The 18325-nt window shown below is 68.0% G+C and carries 18 protein-coding genes; 7 read left to right on the top strand and 11 right to left on the bottom strand.

The features are described 5' to 3' along the window. The first annotated feature begins 50 nt into the window (after positions 1 to 50). Both AC1DIX_RS14175 and AC1DIX_RS14170 read left to right on the top strand, forming a co-directional pair. On the top strand, positions 51 to 1562 hold the full coding sequence (locus tag AC1DIX_RS14175; RefSeq protein ID WP_477325140.1) for a nucleobase:cation symporter-2 family protein: 1512 nt from the start codon (positions 51 to 53) through the stop codon (positions 1560 to 1562). Further along, positions 1559 to 2401 carry an outer envelope protein gene (locus AC1DIX_RS14170; RefSeq protein ID WP_477325138.1) on the top strand — a complete coding sequence of 281 codons (843 nt, stop codon included), beginning with the start codon at positions 1559 to 1561 and terminating at the stop codon, positions 2399 to 2401. Before AC1DIX_RS14175 ends, AC1DIX_RS14170 begins: the two co-directional genes overlap by 4 nt. Before the next feature lie 7 nt (positions 2402 to 2408). Here AC1DIX_RS14170 and AC1DIX_RS14165 read toward each other — a convergent pair whose 3' ends face one another. The 10 genes from AC1DIX_RS14165 to AC1DIX_RS14120 form a co-directional block, all read right to left on the bottom strand. After that, positions 2409 to 3143, bottom strand: a complete 735-nt coding sequence (locus tag AC1DIX_RS14165; protein ID WP_477325136.1) for an ABC transporter substrate-binding protein — start codon at positions 3141 to 3143, stop codon at positions 2409 to 2411. After that, a complete protein-coding gene (locus AC1DIX_RS14160; RefSeq protein WP_477325134.1) occupies positions 3140 to 5275 on the bottom strand; it encodes an FUSC family protein in 2136 nt (711 codons plus the stop codon). The genes AC1DIX_RS14165 and AC1DIX_RS14160 overlap by 4 nt, the downstream gene beginning before the upstream one ends. Before the next feature lie 106 nt (positions 5276 to 5381). Then, positions 5382 to 6161, bottom strand: coding sequence for a 3-oxoadipate enol-lactonase (pcaD, locus tag AC1DIX_RS14155; RefSeq protein ID WP_477325132.1), 780 nt, complete (start codon positions 6159 to 6161; stop codon positions 5382 to 5384). Between the two features lie 9 nt (positions 6162 to 6170). Beyond that, the gene (locus AC1DIX_RS14150) at positions 6171 to 6953 is read right to left on the bottom strand and encodes a 1,6-dihydroxycyclohexa-2,4-diene-1-carboxylate dehydrogenase (RefSeq protein ID WP_477325205.1); all 783 of its coding nucleotides are present in this window, start codon (positions 6951 to 6953) and stop codon (positions 6171 to 6173) included. Further along, positions 6953 to 7990, bottom strand: a complete 1038-nt coding sequence (benC, locus tag AC1DIX_RS14145) for a benzoate 1,2-dioxygenase electron transfer component BenC (RefSeq protein WP_477325130.1) — start codon at positions 7988 to 7990, stop codon at positions 6953 to 6955. The genes AC1DIX_RS14150 and benC overlap by 1 nt, the downstream gene beginning before the upstream one ends. 30 nt (positions 7991 to 8020) lie before the next feature. Continuing rightward, on the bottom strand, positions 8021 to 8512 hold the full coding sequence (benB, locus tag AC1DIX_RS14140; protein WP_477253532.1) for a benzoate 1,2-dioxygenase small subunit: 492 nt from the start codon (positions 8510 to 8512) through the stop codon (positions 8021 to 8023). Further along, complete coding sequence (gene benA, locus AC1DIX_RS14135; RefSeq protein ID WP_441933268.1) at positions 8509 to 9876, bottom strand: benzoate 1,2-dioxygenase large subunit; 1368 nt, start codon at positions 9874 to 9876, stop codon at positions 8509 to 8511. Before benA ends, benB begins: the two co-directional genes overlap by 4 nt. Positions 9877 to 9885: 9 nt before the next feature. Further along, entirely contained in the window at positions 9886 to 10806 is a 921-nt protein-coding gene (gene catA, locus AC1DIX_RS14130) for a catechol 1,2-dioxygenase (protein WP_477325128.1), read from the bottom strand. A gap of 24 nt (positions 10807 to 10830) precedes the next feature. Further along, the gene (gene catC / locus AC1DIX_RS14125; protein ID WP_477325126.1) at positions 10831 to 11121 is read right to left on the bottom strand and encodes a muconolactone Delta-isomerase; all 291 of its coding nucleotides are present in this window, start codon (positions 11119 to 11121) and stop codon (positions 10831 to 10833) included. Positions 11122 to 11140: 19 nt separating this feature from the next. After that, entirely contained in the window at positions 11141 to 12250 is a 1110-nt protein-coding gene (locus AC1DIX_RS14120; RefSeq protein WP_477325124.1) for a muconate/chloromuconate family cycloisomerase, read from the bottom strand. A 102-nt stretch (positions 12251 to 12352) separates the two neighbouring features. Here AC1DIX_RS14120 and AC1DIX_RS14115 point away from each other — a divergent pair, with 102 nt between their 5' ends. The 3 genes from AC1DIX_RS14115 (at position 12353) to AC1DIX_RS14105 (ending at position 14921) form a co-directional block, all read left to right on the top strand. Then, positions 12353 to 13267: a LysR family transcriptional regulator gene (locus tag AC1DIX_RS14115; protein ID WP_477325122.1), complete on the top strand. Its 915-nt coding sequence runs from the start codon at positions 12353 to 12355 to the stop codon at positions 13265 to 13267. A gap of 120 nt (positions 13268 to 13387) precedes the next feature. After that, positions 13388 to 13570: a hypothetical protein gene (locus tag AC1DIX_RS14110; protein ID WP_477325120.1), complete on the top strand. Its 183-nt coding sequence runs from the start codon at positions 13388 to 13390 to the stop codon at positions 13568 to 13570. Between the two features lie 61 nt (positions 13571 to 13631). Further along, a complete protein-coding gene (locus AC1DIX_RS14105) occupies positions 13632 to 14921 on the top strand; it encodes an amidohydrolase (protein WP_477325118.1) in 1290 nt (429 codons plus the stop codon). Between the two features lie 2 nt (positions 14922 to 14923). On the opposite strand, the gene AC1DIX_RS14100 is transcribed toward AC1DIX_RS14105, so the two are convergent. Next, complete coding sequence (locus AC1DIX_RS14100) at positions 14924 to 15823, bottom strand: LysR family transcriptional regulator (RefSeq protein WP_441933245.1); 900 nt, start codon at positions 15821 to 15823, stop codon at positions 14924 to 14926. A gap of 106 nt (positions 15824 to 15929) precedes the next feature. On the opposite strand from AC1DIX_RS14100, the gene AC1DIX_RS14095 reads away from it, so the two are divergent. Together AC1DIX_RS14095 and AC1DIX_RS14090 are read left to right on the top strand one after the other, a co-directional pair. Continuing rightward, positions 15930 to 16574 carry a trimeric intracellular cation channel family protein gene (locus tag AC1DIX_RS14095; protein WP_477325114.1) on the top strand — a complete coding sequence of 215 codons (645 nt, stop codon included), beginning with the start codon at positions 15930 to 15932 and terminating at the stop codon, positions 16572 to 16574. A 3-nt stretch (positions 16575 to 16577) separates the two neighbouring features. Then, positions 16578 to 18284: a peptidoglycan D,D-transpeptidase FtsI family protein gene (locus AC1DIX_RS14090; protein WP_477325112.1), complete on the top strand. Its 1707-nt coding sequence runs from the start codon at positions 16578 to 16580 to the stop codon at positions 18282 to 18284. The last annotated feature ends 41 nt before the right edge of the window (positions 18285 to 18325 follow it).

The following is an 18325-nucleotide window of genomic DNA, read 5'->3' as shown; positions in this document are numbered from 1 at the left end:
CATGCAATCTTTGGTTTCGGACGTACGTCAATAATAATCAGGAGACAAGCATGAAACACCAGAGCCGCCATCCGGTGGATGAAAGACTACCCCTCGGGAGATTGACCGCCCTGGGGCTGCAGCATGTGCTGGTCATGTACGCGGGCGCCATCGCGGTGCCCCTGATCGTGGGCCGCGCCCTCAAACTCTCGCCGGCGGAAGTCACGATGCTGATTTCGGCCGACCTGTTCTGCTGCGGCCTGGTAACCCTCATCCAGTCGCTCGGCCTGTCTCCATGGTTCGGCATCAAGCTGCCGGTCATGATGGGCGTGACCTTCGCGGCGGTCGGCCCGATGGTGGCGATCGCGAATGCCGTCCCCGGCGTCGACGGGGCAAGGGCGATCTTCGGCGCCGGCATCGGCGCCGGCGTGCTGGCGATCCTGATCGCGCCGCTGATGAGCCGCATGCTGCGCTTCTTTCCGCCGGTCGTCACCGGCACCATCATCCTGGTCATCGGCGTCAGCCTGATGCGGGTCGGAGTGGGCTGGGCGATGGGCGGCCCCGATTCGGCGGCCCAGAGCGTCGACGTGGCGCGCCTGGCCGTGATGGTCGACGATGCCAGGGCGACTGCCGCCGCTGCCGCCGCGGCGGCCCCCGAACAGGCCGTGGCGCCGGCGCTGAAACTGGCCGGTCCGGTGCCGATGACGCCGAACCCGTCCTATGGATCGCTGGACAACCTGGCGATCGCCGGCTTCGTGCTGCTGGTGGTGCTGGCGTTGGTGAAGTACGGCCGCGGCTTCATCTGCAATATTTCGGTCCTGCTGGGCATCGTGGCCGGCTGCGGCGTGGCCTACAGTGCCGGCAAGATGCACTTCGATAAGGTCGGCAAGGCCCCGTGGTTCGAGATCGTGACCCCGTTCGCCTTCGGCATGCCGACCTTCGACATCGTCATGATCCTCACCCTGACCGTGGTCATGATGGTGGTGATGATCGAATCGGCCGGCATGTTCCTGGCCCTGTCGGACATGACGGGCAAGGAGATCGACCGCAAGAGCCTGGCCGCGGGCCTGCGCACCGACGCCCTGGGCACCCTGCTGGGCGGCGTGCTGAACACCTTCCCGCACACCAGCTTTTCGCAGAACGTCGGCCTGGTGGCCGTGACCGGCGTGAAGAGCCGCTGGGTCTGCGTGGCGGGCGGCATCATCATGATCGTGCTGGGCATGCTGCCGAAGATGGCCTCGCTGGTCGAAGCCATTCCCCAGTTCGTGCTGGGCGGCGCCGGCCTGGTCATGTTCGGCATGGTGGCGGCCGCCGGCATCCGCATCCTGACCCGGGTCGACTTCAAGACCAACCGCTTCAATCTCTACATCGTGGCGCTGTCGATCGGCTTCGGCCTGATTCCGCTGGTGGCGCCGCGCTGGGCCCAGCAGATGGCGCACAGCCTGCATCCGCTGCTGGAATCCGGCATCCTGCTGACCGCGCTCGCCGCCGTGGCGCTGAACCTGTTCTTCAACGGCACCCGAGGCATACCCGAAGAATCGCATGAGGAAGTGGAACCGATGGCACAAGGGAGCAAGGCATGAAGCGCGCGGTACTGACATTCGCATTGATCGCCGGCGCGGCGGCGTCAAGCATGGCCGCCGACTGGAGCGATACCTCGATCGCCTACCGCACCGGCACCCGCTTCGCCGAGCCCTTCAACGCCAACGACATCCGCAAGGACATCGTGCAGTTCACGCATGCCAGCGGCTACAAGTACGGCAGTAACTTCGTCAACCTGGACATCCTCCTGTCCGACAAGACCGATCCCTCGTCGAAAGGGGCGAGCTCTGGCGCCCAGGAGTTCTACGTGGTCTACCGCCACACGCTCGAATGGGGCAAGCTCACCGGTGCGCCGGTGCGCTTCGGCCCGGTGCGCGACCTGGGCCTGACCGGCGGCTTCGACGTCAACACCAAGACCGACGCCGGCTACAACTCCAAGAAGCGCATGCTGGTGCTGGGGCCGACCCTGATGTTCGACGTGCCCGGCCTGCTCAACGTCGGCGTGTATCAGCTATGGGAGAGCAATGCGCCCTACAGCAGCTTCACCCAGGTCAGCACGCCGCGCTACCACTACGATCCGCACCCGATGCTGGGCGCGGTCTGGGCCTTCCCGCTTGGGGCCACCAGGCTGTCCTTCGAAGGTTATGCCAACTTCATCGCCGCCAAGGGCCAGAACGAGTTCGGCCGGGGTACCAAGCCGGAGACGAATATCGACATGCAGCTGATGCTCGACGTCGGCGCGCTGCTCGACACCAAGCCGAAGCGTTTCCGCGCCGGTATCGCCTACCAGTACTGGCGCAACAAGTTCGGCAACGACAGCAACACGATTCCCGGCGCGACGGCCAGGACGCCGATGGTCAAGGCCCAGTACCACTTCTAGTGCTTGGTCACGCCGCGGCCGGTGCCACCGAGGCGCCGTCGATGCGGTGGCGGGCGAGGGCGGCCGCCACGAAGCCGCTGGCTTTCATGTGTTCGACGAAGCGGGCGAGGAAGACGGCGGCTTCCGCGCCGCGGCTCTTCGGCGTGCCCATCGCCTGCTGGATGACCATGAAGCGGCCGTCAAGCAGGCGCAGCCCGCCGAAGCGCCGCGCATCCGCTTCCAGCTGCTGCTTCACCCCGGCCGCGACTTCCGCCCCCAGTTCCATGAAGGTGTCGACCACGGTGGGCGAGGTCGGCGCCCGCAGGATCCGCGCATGCGCCAGCGTGCGGCTCAGGTGGAGATCGTAGGCGCTGCCCTTGCCGACCACGACGCGGTTTGTCTCGGCGTCGACTTCCTCGTTCGCCTTCAGCGGCGAATCCTGTTTCACCAGATAGCAGCCCTCGATCAGCACATAAGCGGCGCTGAAGGCGATGTTCGCGCCGCGCAGCGGGTCGATGGCGAAGAAGCCGATGTCGGCCTGCTCCGAGGCGACCGCGTCGACCGACTTTCCGGCCGCATCGACGACCACCAGTTCCAGTTCCGCGCCCAGCAGGCGCGCGAATTCGCCGGCGAGGTCGACGGATACGCCGCGGGCGCCGCCATCCTCGCCCTGGCAGGCCAGGATCGGGTTGCCGAGGTTGATGGCGGCTCGCAGCTTGCCGGTGGGGGCAAAGGCGGAGCGGATGGAAGGAGTAGTAGTCATGGTGCACCGGTTGATGTTTCAAGAACCTGTCCAATCGCGTCGCCGCATAGCGCCACCTGGGCCGCATCCTCCTGCAGCAAACGCAGCCTTCGCTGCAACGGCGCCCAGCCCGGCCATTCCGCGATCCAGACCGTCGCTTCGCCGGCAGGTGCAAGGCCGGCCTGCGGCGCTTCCCCGAGTGTGGCACGGACTTCGGCGAACATGCGTTCGAGCGCGGCATCGACCTCGGCGCGCGGCAGGTTCTCCGCGTAGCGCTGCAGCAGCAGGCGCAGCGCCGCCATGTGGGCCACCAGCAGGTAGTTCTGCACCGTGAAGCGGGCCAGTTCGGCCGGGGCGCGCTGCTTGCCGGCCGGCTCGTCCAGCATGCGGCCGAGCGCCGCGCTGAGGGCCGCCAGGCTGTCCATGAAGCGCTTGCGGGCGATCCGGTAGTGGAAATCGTCGCCGTTGCGGCGCCTCAGGAGTTCGCCGGCGGCGTCCACGTATTTGCGGTTGGCCTCGCGCACCGCGTCCACCAGCAGCGGCAGGTTCTGGTATTCCCAGTTCGGCAGCACGTAGCTGAAGAAGGTGGCGATCAGGGTGCCGACCACGGTGTCCAGCAGGCGTTCGCCGATGGCGCCGCCGCCGTGCGGCACCGTCAGGCCGATCAGCAGCAGGGCCTGGACGCTGGCGGCGATCGCCGTGTAGCGGTATTTCACGTACAGGAAGGTGGGTCCGGCCGCGGTGGCGACGAACAGGAAGCCGAACAGGATGGCCGGCGCGTGGACGAAGTGCAGGATCACGGCGGTCAGCATGCAGCCGATCAGGGTGCCGGTCAGGCGGTCGGCGCGGCGCTGGCGGGTGATGCTGAAGCTGGGCTTGAGGACCACGGCGATGGTCAGCGCGGTCCAGTAGCCGTGCGTCTTGTAGGGCAGCCATTCGGCCGACATGAGTCCGACCGAAATCGCCATCGCCACCCGCAGCGCGTAGCGAAAGGTCGGCGAGGTCCAGCGCAGGTTCGACAGCAGGATGCCGATGTTGTAGCGCTGCTGGGTAAGGAGGGGCGTGAGGTCGGCGTCGCGTGCCGTCGGCAGCTCGCCATGGGGCGCCTGGCTGGCCGCGTGCAGGCGCGCGATCATCGCGATCAGCTCGCGGATCTTGTTGGAGGTGGCGCGCAGCACGGCCTGGGCGCCCCCGGCCGGGCCTTCGCCGGGGGGCAGGGTGCGCAGGGCCTCCTCGAGCGCGCGCAGTTCCGCGCGGTAGTCGGTGGCGGCCCAGGAGGGCCGGTTGCGCGTCATCGCATAGGCGACCGATTCGATGTCGCGCGCGGCCTTGCCGATCAGGTCGCCCAGCAGAGGCAGGACCGGGCCATCGGCGAAGTACTCGCGCAGCAGGGCGTAATCGGTGTGGGTCGACAGCACCAGTTCGTACAGGTCGAACATGGCGTAATGGACCTGCACCAGCACCGCTTCGTCGGGCCTGGGCCGGCCGCGCAGGATCAGGTCGCGCGAGGCCTGCTGGCGCTCGGCCAGCACGCTCTGCTGGCGCACCAGCTTTTCCAACTGCGCCGGCAGCGGATTCGCCAGGTCGTAGCAGCCGGCCTTGTTGCTGGTGTAGGCCGCCAGTTCGTACAGCGCTTCGGCCAGCACCTGCTGCTTGAGACGGCGCCGCAGGATCCACACGACCACCATCGCATAGGCCATGTAGCCGGCGCCGCCCAGCAGGAACAGGCCGCCGTGCCGCAGCGCCTGCAACGGCGTGGCCGCCGCCTCGCTCGACAGCATCATCACGAACAGGGCCACGAACTGCAGCGGCATCGCCTTCCTGCCGTAGACCACCATCATGCTGGCCAGGAAGGAGACCAGCACGATGACGCTGCGCAGCAGCCAGGGCACCGGCGAACAAAGGCTGACCAGCAGCGCCACCAGGGAGCATGACAGCACGCCGGCCAGCATCTCGTTGAACTTGTGGCGCAGCGGGCCGGGCATGTCCATCAGGCTGGTGCACAGCGCGCCGATGGCGACCGCCATCGCGGCCGGCAGGTCGGCGGCGAGGTAGGTCAGGTAGGTCAGGCCGACGATGCCGGTGGCGATCCGCAGGCCGGTGTAGAAGTAGTGGCTGAACAGGAAGGTGCGCGGTGCTAGGGTGTAGTGCATGGGATCGAATGGGCCGCGCCTGCCAGGAGTCGGGTAGGCTTTGCTGGCGATTCTAGCAAAAAACGCCAGCCGGGCCGGCCCATCGCACAGCCATTCGTGTCCGTATTTACGCCGGCAGGAAGCGCCGCAGCAGCGCCGTGAATTCCTCCGCCGCCTCGATACTGGACAGGTGGGAGGCGTCGAGCACCGCCAGCTGCGCTCCCGCCACCTGGGCGGCCAGCCATTCGCCGTCGGCCACCGTGGTCACCGGATCGTGGCGGCCGGCGATCACCAGCGTCGGACTGGCGATGTCCTGCGCCTGTTCGCGCAGGTCGCAGCGGGCAAGCGCATCGCAGCAGGCGGCATAGCCCTCGGCGTCCTGTTCGCGCAGGCGCCCGATCAGGTGGCCGACCACACTGGGCTGGCGTGCGATGAAGGGGGCGGTGAACCAGCGCGATGCGGCGCCGTCCGCCACGGCGCCCATGCCTTCGACGCGGACCAGCGCGGCGCGCGTCGCCCAGCCATCCAGGTTGCCGATGCGGGCGGCGGTATTCGCCAGCACCAGCTTGTGGACGCGCTGCGGCGCATGGATGCCGAGCCATTGGCCGGTCAAGCCGCCCATCGAGATCCCGCAGAAGTGCGTCCGCGTGATGTCGAGATGGTCGAGCAGGTCGAGCACGTCCAGGCCCAGGCGCGCGATGCCGGCCGGACCGGTTCCGCGCACGGAACCACCGTGTCCGCGGGTGTCGTAGCGCACCACATAAAAATCCTCGGCCAGCGCCGCGGCCTGCGCGTCCCACATGCCCAGGTCGGTGCCGAGGGAGTTCGAGAGGAGGAGGCAGGGGTTCCTGCGGTCGCCGTCGGTCCGGTAGTACAGCCGGCCGTCATCGAGGTGTGCGTAAGGCATGCGTTCTCCTCAGCCAAGGTCGCCGCCGGCCACGGGCAGGACGGTACCGGTGATATACGAAGCCTCGCGCGAGGCCAGGAACAGGATCGCGCCGACCTGCTCGTCGATGCTGCCGTAGCGGTGCATCAGGCTGGTGGCGACGGTCTGGTCGACGATGCCCTGGTACCACGCCTGCTCCGGTCCGCTGAGCGGCTCCGGGTTGCGCGGCACCTTGCGCGGCGGTGCCTCGGTGCCGCCGGTGGCCACCGCGTTGACGCGGATGTTGTCGCCGGCATGCTCGAAGGCCAGGCTGGCGGTCAGCGCGTTGACGCCGCCCTTGGCCGCCGAGTACGGGATGCGGTAGATGCCGCGCGTCGCCACCGAGGACACGTTGACGATGGCGCCGGCCTGGCGCCAGATCATCGACGGCAGCACGGCGCGACAGCACCACAAGGTGGGAAACAACGAGCGCCGGATCTCCGCTTCGATCTGCCACTCCTCGTATTCCTGGTAGGGCTTGGCCCAGATGGTGCCGCCGACGTTGTTGACCAGGATGTCGATCCGGCCGTAGTCGTCGAGCGCGTGCGCCATCAGGGCTTGCGCGCCGTCCCAGGTCTCGAGGTCGACCTCGGCTACCACGACTTGCGCGCCAAGCGCGACTGCCTCCTGCGCGACTTCGTTGACCAGCGCCGAGCGGTCGGCCAGCACCAGCTGGGCCCCTTCGCGGGCGGCGGCCAGCGCCACCCCGCGGCCGATGCCCTGGGCGGCGCCGGTGACGACCATGACCTGGTCCTTGAAACGGTCGGGATGCATCATGCGGCGACCCTCTGGCCGGCGGCGGCGCTGGCGGAAAATTTCTCGAAGTAGAAGTTGGCCGGCTTCACGCCCGTGGTTTCCAGCCAGCCGCGCACCGCCTCGACCATCGGCACCGGGCCGCACAGGTAGACGTCGACGTCGCCGCCGTTCATCCAGCCCGCCTCGACGTGGGCGGTGGCATAGCCCTTGCGCGGGTGGCCGCTGCTTGCCGCGGCGACGCAGGTCAGGTACTCGAACTGCGGATGGGCGGCGGCGATGCGGTCCAGGTGGGCCAGTTCGACCAGGTCATGGTCGTTCGTCACCGCGTAGACCAGCCTCACCGGCTGCGTGAAGCCCTTGGCGGCGAGGACGTCCAGCATGGACAGGAAGGGCGCGATGCCGGTGCCGCCGGCCAGCATCAGCAGGGGACGCTGGACCGGCCGCAGGTAGAAGCTGCCGAAGGGACCGCTGAAGGAGACTTCCTGGCCGGCCGCGGCGCGCTGCGCGAGGTAGCCGCTCATCAGCCCGTCCGGCACGTTGCGCACGACGAAGCTGGCGAGGGCCGCGCCGGGCGCGGAGCGGAAGGAATAGGAACGGGTCTCGCTCGTTCCGGGTACCGTGACGTTGACGTACTGGCCGGGCAGGAAGTCCAGCAGATCCGGCTGGTCCAGGGCCACCGAGAAGCGGATGGTCGAGGGCGAGAGCTGCTCGACGGCGGCGAGCCTGCCCTGGTATTCCGCGACGCCGGTGCGGYAGGCGCCCGAGGTGGCGGGAATCTTCACCACGCAGTCGGAGGTCGGCCGCATCTGGCAGGCCAGCACGTAGCCGGCGGCGGCATCCTTTTCGTCCAGCGCGTCCTCGATATAGCTTTCGGGCGGCATCTCGTACTGCCCCGACTCGCACAGGCCGCGGCAGGTGCCGCAGGCGCCGTCGCGGCAGTCGAGGGGAATGTTGACCTTCTGGCGGTAGGCCGCGTCGGCCAGTTTTTCGTTGTCGTTGCAGCTGATGAAGCGGGTGACTCCGTCTTCGAACTGCAGCGCGATCGTATGCGTCATGATCGGCTCCTGCTTTGCATGGTGCGTTGCTTAGATGTGGTAGATGTCGATGACCTGGCTGATGTAGTCGTTTTTCAGGACGACGTACTTGTCCAGGATCTGCGGACGCGGACCGGAAAAATCGATCGCGTAGCGCGACATGCCGAAATAGCTGTGGTTCGTGTGGTAGCGGTGGCTCAGCGTGTGCCAGTTGAAGCGCACGGTGAGCACGCCGCCGTCGACCCGTTCGAGTTCCACGTTGGCGATGTTGTGGCTGGTGCGGGTGTCGGGAATCGTCGCGCTGGAGCGCTCGGTCTTGATCCGGAACACCCGGTCTTCCAGGCCCTGGCGGTTCGGGTAGAAGATCAGCGAGATCTCGCGCTGCGGATCGGTGACCAGCTTGCCGTCATCGTCCCAGGACGGCATCCAGAAGCGGGCGTCCGGGTGGTAGCACTCCAGCCACTCGTCCCACTGCTCGTCGTCGAGCAGGCGGGCCTCGCGGTAGAGGAAGGCGAGGATGTCCTGCATGCCGGCTGCGCTCATTTCGTCTCTCCCTGTGCGTCGATGGCCTTCTTCATGACGTCCAGCCAGTAGCGGTGCTGCACCGTGTACAGGCCTTCGTCCTCGGTGCGCACGCCGCTCATCACCGGCCGCAGGCCGATGTCGCCGGCGGCCGGGTCGGCGCCCGCGATCCAGTGGGTGGCGCCGCGGCACATGTCGTTCCAGGCCATCGCCGCGCCGGCATAGCCCTGCTGGCAGGCGCGGAACTCTTCCAGGTCGTCCGGGGTCGCCATTCCGCTGACGTTGAAGAAGTCTTCATACTGGCGGATGCGGTGGGCGCGTGCCTCGTCGGATTCGCCCTTCGGCGCGATGCAGTAGATCGTCACCTCGGTCTTGTCCACCGACAGCGGACGCAGCACCCGGATCTGGGAGCTGAACTGGTCCATCAGGTAGACGTTCGGGTACAGGCAGAGGTTGCGCGAGCGCTCGACCATCCAGTCCGCCATCGGCTTGCCGTGCTTTTCGGCGTATTCCGCATGGCGCCCGAAGTTCGGCCGGTCTTCCGGATTCGCCCACTGCGACCACAGCAGCATGTGGCCGTGCTCGAAGGCGTAGAAGCCGCCGCCCTGGCGGCCCCAGTTGCCGGCATCCATGGCGCGGACCTTGTCCTCGCGCGCCTGTTCGTCCTTGCGGTGCCTGGTGGTGGCGGCGTAGTTCCAGTGCACGGCCGTCACGTGGTAGCCGTCGGCGCCGTTCTCGGCCTGCAGCTTCCAGTTGCCGTCGAAGGTATAGGTCGAGGAGCCGCGCAGCACTTCCAGCCCTTCCGGCGACTGGTCGACGATCATGTCGATGATCTTGCCGGCTTCGCCCAGGAACTCGTCGAGCGGCGGCACCTCCGGGTTCAGGCTGCCGAACAGGAAGCCCTTGTAGCTGGCGAAGCGTGCCAGCTTCTTGAGGTCGTGCGAGCCCTCCTTGTTGAAGCATTCCGGGTAGCCGGCGCTTTCCGGGTCCTTCACCTTCAGCAGCTTGCCGCTGTTGTTGAAGGTCCAGCCGTGGAACGGGCAGGTATAGGTCGCCTTGTTGCCGCGCTTGTGGCGGCACAGCTGGGCGCCGCGGTGGCTGCAGGCGTTGATGAAGGCATTCAGCTCGCCCTGGCGGTTGCGCGCGATGAAGACCGGCTGGCGTCCGATGTGGGTGGTGTAGTAGTCGTTGACGTTCGCGACCTGGCTCTCGTGGGCGAGATAGATCCAGTTGCCTTCGAAGATGTGCTGCATCTCCAGTTCGAACAGGCCTTCGTCGGTAAAGGCATTGCGGTGCAGGCGGTACTGGCCGGTGGCGGCGTCCTCCACCAGGTAGTCGTCCAGGCTCCTGGGTTTGAACGCGTTGACGGGACGGATCGGGATCATGGCGGGTCCTCAGGCGGCGGCGCGGTTGCGCTCGACGATGGTGCTCGGCGCGGCTTCGGTGTCGCGGTACAGGTGGAAGTCGAAGTCGATCGAGGCGAACGGCTTGTCCAGGCGCCTGGCGTCGATCGCGGCCGGATCGTCGATGCGGGCGATGGCCGGCACCAGGCCTTCGCGGCTGGCGAAGGCGAAGTCGTCCCACAGGTATTCGTCGCCGTCGATGTTGATCTGGGTAGTCAGCTTGCGGTGGCCGGGTGCGCTCACGAAGAAGTGGATGTGGGCCGGGCGCTGGCCGTGGCGGCCGAGAAGATCGAGCAGTTGCTGGGTGGTGCCGTCCGGCGGACAGCCGTAGCCGACCGGGATGATGCTGCGGAACTGGTAGCGGCCGTCGGCGTCGGTCACGATGGTGCGGCGCAGGTTGAAGTCGGACTGGGTGCGGTCGAAGAAGGAATAGTTGCCCAGCAGGTTGGCGTGCCAGACTTCGACCTTCGCGTTCGGCAGCGGCTTGCCTTCCTGGTCGAACACCGTGCCCTGCATGAACAGGGTCTCGGCGCGGTCGGACTCGCTGCCGTCGTCGAGGCGGGCGAAACCCACGCTCTCGGGTGCGCCGGCCACGTACAGCGGGCCTTCGATGGTGCGCGGCGTGCCGCCTTCGAGGCCGGCCTTTTGTTCGGCCTCGTCGGCGCGGATGTCGAGGAAGCGTTCCAGGCCGAGGCCGGCGGAGAGCAGGCCCAGTTCGTTGGCCGCGCCGGCCGCCGACAGGTAGGCGATGCCGTGCCAGAACTCGGTCGGCGTGATGTCCAGGTCTTCGATCGCCTTGCACAGGTCGCCCAGCAGGCGCTGCACGACCTGCTGCACGCGCGGGTTGGCGGGGCGGCTTGCGGCGTCCACGATCCAGTTCTTTACCAGGGTGTCGATGTCTGCGTGATTCATTGCGGTCTCCTTCGTGTTATGGGCTTACTGGTCGTTGCTGCGGATCGAGGACGGGTGGCGGCACAGCGGCATCACCTCGATCTGCATATAAGGGAACAGGGGCAGGGAGGTCAGCAGCGCGTGCAGCTCCTCCACGCTGCCGACGTCGAAAACGCTGACGTTGGCGTACTGGCCGGCGATGCGCCACAGGTGGCGCCACTTGCCTTCGTGCTGCAGGCGCTGGGCGAGTTCCTTCTCGTCCTGCTTGAGTTTCGCGGCCTGCTCGGGCGGCATCGCCGGCGGCAGGTTGACGTTCATTCGTACATGGAACAGCATCAAGGTCTCCTTGGGTGTCTCAGTTGCGCTGCATCCGGCGCAGTTTCTCGATATCGATCTCCACGCCCAGGCCGGGGCCGCTCGGGACCTGCAGCATGTGGTCGCGGTAGACCAGCGGCTCGCGCAGCACTTCCTCGGTCAGCAGCAGGGGGCCGAACAGTTCGGTGTCCCAGGCCAGTTCGGGGAAGGTGGCGCAGAGGTGGGCGGTGGCCGCGGTGCCGATCCCGCCTTCGAGCATGGTGCCGCCGTACAGGCCGACGCCGGCCAGGCGCGCCACGGTGGCCACTTCCAGCGCCGGCAGCAGGCCGCCGGACTGGGCGATCTTGACCGCGTAGACGTCGGCCGCATCCATGCGCGCCAGCGCCAGCGCGTCGTCCGGGCCATGCAGGGCTTCGTCGGCCATGATGGCGACGTCGAAGCGCTGCTTCAGGCGGGCCAGGGCGCCGACGTTGACGGCCTTCACCGGCTGTTCGATCAGGTCGATGCCGCCGGCTTCCAGCGCCGCGATGCCGCGCACCGCGTCCAGTTCGCTCCAGGCCTGGTTGACGTCGACCCGCACGCTGGCGCGCTCGCCGAGGGCGCGCTTGATCGCCAGCACGTGCTTGACGTCGTCCTCGACGCTGCGCAGGCCGATCTTCAGCTTGAAGATGCGGTGGCGGCGAATCTCGAGCATGTGCTCGGCCTCGGCGATGTCCTTGGCGGTGTCGCCGCTGGCCAGGGTCCAGGCCACCGGCAGCGCATCGCGCACCCGGCCGCCCAGCAGTTCCGAGAGCGGCACGCCGAGGCGGCGCGCCTGGGCGTCGAGCAGGGCGGTCTCGAGGGCGCATTTGGCGAAGCGGTTGCCCTGGATGATCTTGCGGATCTTCGCCATGGCCTTGGCCGGCTGCCGCGCGTCCATGCCGACGAGCAGGGGCGCGATGTGGGTGTCGATGTTCACCTTCACGCTTTCCGGGCTTTCGTCGCCGTAGTTCAGGCCGCCGATGGTRGTGGCTTCGCCCCAGCCTTCGATGCCGTCGCCGCAGAGGACGCGCACCAGCACCAGGGTCTGGGTGCTCATCGTCGCGACGGACAGCTTGTGAGGCCGGATCGTCGGCACGTCGACGAGGATGGTTTCAATAGTTTGAATCATATTTATTTCGTATAATGCGCTAAGGTGATGACACGATATTCCTGCAAATAATGGCCGTCCAACACCGTTTTGGTATCCCTTTAATACCTCAAAGGTATGGTTATGGAATTGCGACACTTGCGGTACTTCGTTGCGGTGGCAGAAGAAAGGAATTTCACGCGCGCGGCCGAGCGCCTGCACATCGCCCAGCCGCCGCTCAGCCGGCAGATCCAGCAGCTCGAGGAATACCTGGGCGTGGCGCTGATCGAAAAGGGTTCGCGGCCCCTGAAACTGACCGAGGCCGGGCAGTTCTTCCTGGCGCATGCGAAGCCGCTGCTGGACCAGGTGCGCGACCTGAAGGCGATGACCCAGCGGGTGGGCAAGCTGGAACGCACGCTGTCGGTGGGTTTCGTCGCCTCGACCTTGTACGGCCTGCTGCCCGACATCATTCGCCGCTACCGCGAGCGCCATCCCGAGGTCGAGGTGACCCTGCAGGAGATGACCACGGTGGAGCAGTTGAAGGCGCTGAAGGAGGGACGGATCGACGTCGGCTTCGGCCGCATCAAGAGCGAGGATCCGAGCATCCGCCGGATCCGGCTGCGCGACGAAAGGATGGTGGCGGCGTTGCCGGCCGGCCACCGGCTGGCGCAGCGCCAGGAAGGCCTGCGCCTGGTGGACCTGCTGCACGAGCCGCTGCTGGTCTATCCGAAGGCGCCGCGGCCCAGCTTTGCCGACCAGGTGCTGGCCGCGTTCAGCGACGCCAACCTGATGCCGGACCACGTGACCGAAGTGCGCGAACTGCAGATCGCGATGGGGCTGGTGGCCGCGGGCGAGGGCATCTCGATCGTGCCGGAAAGCGTGCAGGGGATGCACCACCGGAACGTGGCCTATCGTGCGATCGAGGACAAGCACGCCTTTTCGCCGGTCCTGTTCAGCGTGCGCCACATGGACCGCTCGCCGGAACTGGAAAACATGCTGGCGGCGGTGTACTCGATCTACGACGACATGGGCCTGCTCTACGAGAAGGAAGGCCTCTGACGCCGGCCCGGCGATCGGGCGGGCCTGATTCAGGCCGCCACGGAAATCCCGGCCGCCCTCGCGGCAAGTCCGCGTAGCCATTCGAGCCCCGGCCAGCAGGCCGGCCGGCAGGGTCGAGACATGGTCCGACATCCATTCATGAGCGACACCAACATGCTGACCCCCAACATCCAGTACGAGATCCATCCGACCACGCGCGGCTTCGCGACCGCGGGACGGGACATCGGCGATCCGCTGGTGCTCGACCTCAAGCTGACCGCGGATCTCGGGCGGGTCGGCGGTTTTGTGCGCGCGCCACGCTGAATCGCCCATGTCTATACTCGGAGCTGCGCCGGAGCTCCGGTGCGGATTCCGGGGAGTCGTCATGGAAAATCGCCTCGGGCAAGGCGCCGGCCAGGTGCTTGCCCCCCTGAAGCAAATGTTGCCGGCGCTCGAAGCGCTGTACACCGACGTCCACGCGCATCCCGAACTGTCGATGCAGGAACACCGCACCGCCGGGCTGGCCGCCGAGCACCTGCGCGCGGCCGGCTATGACGTGACGGCCGGCGTCGGCGGCACCGGCGTGGTCGGGGTGCTGCGCAACGGTCCCGGACCGACCGTGATGCTGCGCGCCGACATGGACGCGCTGCCGGTCAAGGAAATGACGGGGTTGCCGTATGCGAGCACGCTTGATGCCGTCGACCGCGAGGGCCGCACGGTGCCGGTGATGCACGCCTGCGGCCACGACATGCATGTGGCCTGGCTGGCCGGCGCCGCCAGCCTGCTGGCGCAGGGACGCGCGGCGTGGAGCGGCACGCTGGCGGCCGTGTTCCAGCCGGGCGAGGAAACCGCCGAGGGCGCGCGCGCAATGCTCGACGACGGCCTGTACAAGCATTTCCCGAAGCCCGATGTCATCCTCGGCCAGCACGTGATGGTCGCGTCGGCGGGCGAGGTCGGCGGGCGTACCGGCACCATCACCTCGGCCGCCGACAGCCTGCAGATCCGCCTGTTCGGCCGCGGCGCGCACGGTTCCATGCCGCAGGCGTCGATCGACCCGGTGGTGATGGCGGCGGCGACCGTGATGCGCCTGCAGACCATCGTCGCGCGCGAGCTGTCGCCGAACGAGGCCGCGGTCGTCACCGTCGGCTCGCTGCAGGCCGGCACCAAGGAAAACGTGATCCCGGACGAAGCCCTCATCAAGCTGAACGTGCGCAGCTACGACCCCAAGGTGCGCCAGCGCGTGCTGGACGCCATCGCGCGGATCGCCAACGCCGAGGCGGCAGCCTCCGGCGCCCCGCGGCCGCCCGAGATCACCACGCTGGACAGTTATCCGATGGGAGTCAACGACGATAGTGCGGGCGAACGCGTCGGCAACAGCTTCCGCGACTACTTCCCCGCCGCCCGCGTGCATCGGACCGGCCCCACCTCGGCCAGCGAGGATTTCGGCTCCTTCGGCCAGGCCTGGCAGGTGCCGGCCGTGTTCTGGTTCGTCGGCGGCACCGATCCGGACACCTATGCGGCGGCCAAGGCGTCAGGTGAGGTCAACAAGATCCCGAGCAATCACAGTCCCTATTTTGCGCCCGTGATCCATCCGACCCTGGAGACCGGGGTGGAAACCCTGGTGGTGGCGGCGCTGGCCTGGCTGGGGAAAGGCGTTGCCGCCGCGCCGGCGTGAGCTCAATCGCGCAGCCGCTCGGCGGCGAAGGCGCGCAATACCGCCATCACCGGCGCCTCGGTACGGCCGGCCAGGGTGACGTAGGCGAAGCGCGCATTCGCCTCGAGCCGGGGCCGCACCGGCAGTTCGACCAGCCGGCCCGACTCGATGCCTTCGCGCGCCGCCGCCGCCAGTCCCAGGAACACCGCCTGCGAGCGCTCGACGGCGCCGATCAGGCTGCCCACGTCCTCGCACTGCAGCGTCGTCATGTGTTCCGGGTCGGCCTGCGGTCCGTAGAGCTCGGCCAGCAGGCGGGCAATTTCGTCCGACAAGGGCGCCGACGCGATCGGGTAAGCCAGCGCCTGCGCCAGCGTCACGCTGGCCAGCCGGGCCAGCGGATGATCGGCGCGGCAGACGAAGCAGGTGCGCAGTTCCCCCACGATGTCGACCCGCAGGTCGGCGGACGGCGCGACGCTGCGGGCATCGACGATCAGCGCGTCGAGGCGGTTGGCGCGCAGCTGCATCAGCTGCAGTTCGGTCGGGCCGCGCGTGATGGCGACCTGGACTTTCGGATGCGCCTGCGCCATATGGCAGAGCAGGGGTGTCATCAGCATGGCGCCGGGGTTGGCGCCCATGCCGATCCGCATCGACCCGCCTTCGCCCTGCATGAACAGCTCGGCACTGCGGCGCAGCTCGCCGGCATCGCGCACCAGCCGCTCGGCGCGCGCCACCACGTCCTTGCCCAGCGGCGTCAGTTCGTTGCGCTTGCCGATCCGGTCCAACAGGGGCGCGCCGAGTTCTTCTTCGAGGGCCTGGATGCTGCGGCTCAGGGCCGATTGGGTGATGAACAGCTGCTCCGCCGCCCGGCTGAAGGAGCGCGTGCGTGCCAGGGCCAACAGGTGCTCGAGTTGCTTGATGTTCACGTTATGCAAAGAATGAATGAAATTCAGAAAAATAATGCATTGGACACATGGATACGTGGATCGTACCATGGCCGCGTTTCCTGCAGTCGCCCATAGCGGACCCTGAATGACCCTGCTTCACACGATTTACCTGGTCGCCATCGCCGCCGAAGCGGCGTCCGGAGCCCTGATGGGCATGCGGCGGCGCATGGACCTGTTCGGCCTGTGCGTGGTGGGCACCGTCACCGCCCTCGGCGGCGGCACCATCCGCGACATCATCCTCGGCCACTATCCGCTCGGCTGGGTCGCGCATCCCGAATACCTGGCCTTCACGGTCGGCGCGGCCATTGTCGCCGCCCTGCTGGCGCGCCGTATGCACAGGCTGAAGACCGCCTTCCTGTGGATGGACGCGCTCGGGCTGGTGGCGTTTACCGTGATCGGCTGCGATATCGCGGCCTCCACCGGCGCCAACCCGGTCGTCGTGATCCTGATGGGGATGACCACCGGGGTGTTCGGCGGCCTGCTGCGCGACGTCCTGTGCAACCAGGTGCCGCTGGTGCTGCGGCGCGACCTGTACGCCACCGTCTCGCTGGTGACCGGCATGCTGTACGTCGGTCTCCTGCACGGCGGCGTCGGTGCCGGACTCGCCACCTTCTGCGCCATCGGGACCGGCTTTGCCCTGCGCCTGCTGGCGATCCGCTTCGCGCTGGCGTTGCCGGTGCTGGAAGCGGATCTCAGTTCCTTCGACGACGGGCTCGGCGAGCACCACTGAACCATGCGCCCGGTTTGCCAAGATCCGCAGGCCTGGCGTTCGCGCCTGGTGCTGTTCCTGATGTTCGCGGCATTCGCCGTGCTGGCCGGGCGCGCGGTCTGGCTGCAGCTGGTTTCCGACGAGTTCCTGCGCCAGCAGGGCGCGGCGCGGCAGGTGCGCACGCAGGAGCTGGCAGCCAGTCGCGGACGCATCCTCGACCGCAATGGCCATGTGCTGGCGATGTCGCTGCCCGTCAAGGCGGTATGGGCGGTGCCCGACGAGGTGCGCGGCGCCGCTCCGCAACAATTGGACGCGTTGGCGCGGCTGCTCGGCCTGGGCCGGGTGGAGCTGGACGCGAAGCTCGCTTCGCCGCGCAGCCTGGTCTACCTGAAGCGTCAGGTGGAGCAGGACAGCGCCGAGCGCATCCTGCGACTGGGCATCCGCGGCATCGAGACGCGCGGGGAATACAAGCGCTACTACCCCTACGGCGAGTTGACCGCCCACGTGGTGGGCTTCACCAGCATCGAGGACGCCGGGCAGGAAGGCATGGAACTGGCCCACCAGGCCAGCCTGGCCGGCGCCGCCGGCAGCCGCCGGGTGCTCAAGGACCGCCTCGGCCACCTGCTCGAGGACATGGGCACGACGCGCCAGGCACGCGACGGCAAGGACCTGACGCTGTCGATCGACCGCAATATCCAGCACATCGCGCAGTCGCACCTGAAGGCGGCGCTGGAAAAGCACCAGGCCCGGGCCGGCGGCATCGTCGTGCTCGACGTGCGCACCGGCGAGGTGCTGGCGCTGGCCAACCTGCCGAACTACGACCCCAACGACCGCGGCCGCCTGACCGGCGCCCAGCTGCGCAACCGGGTGCTGACCGACACCTTCGAGCCGGGATCGGTGATGAAGCCCTTCACCATCGCCCAGGCCCTCGAGAGCGGCCTGGCGACGCCGGACACCATCGTCGAGACCGCGCCGGGCAGCCTGTCGATCGGCCGGGCGACGATCCACGACGCCAGCCGCCACGGCGCCCTGACGGTGGCGGAAGTGCTGCAGAAATCCTCCAATGTGGGCACCGCCAAGCTGGCGCTGCGGATGGCGCCGCGCGAGATGTGGGCGCTGCTCACCAGGGCCGGCTTCGGCCAGGCGCCGGCGCTCGGCTTCCCCGGCAGCGCGGCGGGAAGGCTGCGGCCTTACGCCGCCTGGAAGCCGATCGAACAGGCCACGATCAGCTACGGCCACGGGGTCTCGACTTCGCTGATGCAGATGGCGCAGTCCTACCTGATGTTCGCGCGCGACGGCGACGTGGTCCCGGTGACGCTGCTGAAGACGGACGCCGCGCCGCCCGCCCAGCCGGTGATCTCGGGCGCGACCGCGAACGCCGTGCGCGGCATGATGGAGCGCGCCGCCGGACCCGGGGGCACCGCGCCGCGCGCCCGGATTCCGAGCTATCGCGTGGCCGGCAAGACCAGCACCGCCCACAAGGCGGTCGGCGGCCGTTATACGAATACCTATGTCGCCGCCTTCGTCGGCTTCGCGCCGGCGTCGGCGCCGCGCGTGATCGTTGCGGTCATGATCGACGAGCCCTCGGCCGGCGGCCACTACGGCGGCACGGTGGCGGCGCCGGTATTCGCGGCGGTCGCGCAGGACACGCTGCGGGCGCTCAACGTGGCCCCCGATGCGCCGGTCAGCGACATCATCGCTCCCCTCGAGGCGACCGACGAAGAGTCCTGAGCGCGGCGAGGGCACGGCGTCCCGGTCGCGGACGCCGAACA

Source organism: Massilia sp. 05N420 (genome assembly GCF_056397205.1).
The sequence above is the reverse complement of the archived record's forward strand: the minus strand, read 5'-3'. Positions and strand labels throughout refer to the sequence as shown.

Bases quoted from the DNA above. Each gene is read 5' to 3' on its own strand.
- AC1DIX_RS14175 (WP_477325140.1), top strand. From the start codon at position 51: ATGAAACACCAGAGCCGCCATCCGGTGGATGAAAGACTACCCCTCGGG.
- AC1DIX_RS14170 (WP_477325138.1), top strand. From the start codon at position 1,559: ATGAAGCGCGCGGTACTGACATTCGCATTGATCGCCGGCGCGGCGGCG.
- AC1DIX_RS14165 (WP_477325136.1), bottom strand. From the start codon at position 3,143: ATGACTACTACTCCTTCCATCCGCTCCGCCTTTGCCCCCACCGGCAAG.
- AC1DIX_RS14160 (WP_477325134.1), bottom strand. From the start codon at position 5,275: ATGCACTACACCCTAGCACCGCGCACCTTCCTGTTCAGCCACTACTTC.
- pcaD (WP_477325132.1), bottom strand. From the start codon at position 6,161: ATGCCTTACGCACACCTCGATGACGGCCGGCTGTACTACCGGACCGAC.
- AC1DIX_RS14150 (WP_477325205.1), bottom strand. From the start codon at position 6,953: ATGCATCCCGACCGTTTCAAGGACCAGGTCATGGTCGTCACCGGCGCC.
- benB (WP_477253532.1), bottom strand. From the start codon at position 8,512: ATGAGCGCAGCCGGCATGCAGGACATCCTCGCCTTCCTCTACCGCGAG.
- benA (WP_441933268.1), bottom strand. From the start codon at position 9,876: ATGATCCCGATCCGTCCCGTCAACGCGTTCAAACCCAGGAGCCTGGAC.
- catA (WP_477325128.1), bottom strand. From the start codon at position 10,806: ATGAATCACGCAGACATCGACACCCTGGTAAAGAACTGGATCGTGGAC.
- catC (WP_477325126.1), bottom strand. From the start codon at position 11,121: ATGCTGTTCCATGTACGAATGAACGTCAACCTGCCGCCGGCGATGCCG.
- AC1DIX_RS14115 (WP_477325122.1), top strand. From the start codon at position 12,353: ATGGAATTGCGACACTTGCGGTACTTCGTTGCGGTGGCAGAAGAAAGG.
- AC1DIX_RS14110 (WP_477325120.1), top strand. From the start codon at position 13,388: ATGGTCCGACATCCATTCATGAGCGACACCAACATGCTGACCCCCAAC.
- AC1DIX_RS14105 (WP_477325118.1), top strand. From the start codon at position 13,632: ATGGAAAATCGCCTCGGGCAAGGCGCCGGCCAGGTGCTTGCCCCCCTG.
- AC1DIX_RS14095 (WP_477325114.1), top strand. From the start codon at position 15,930: ATGACCCTGCTTCACACGATTTACCTGGTCGCCATCGCCGCCGAAGCG.
- AC1DIX_RS14090 (WP_477325112.1), top strand. From the start codon at position 16,578: ATGCGCCCGGTTTGCCAAGATCCGCAGGCCTGGCGTTCGCGCCTGGTG.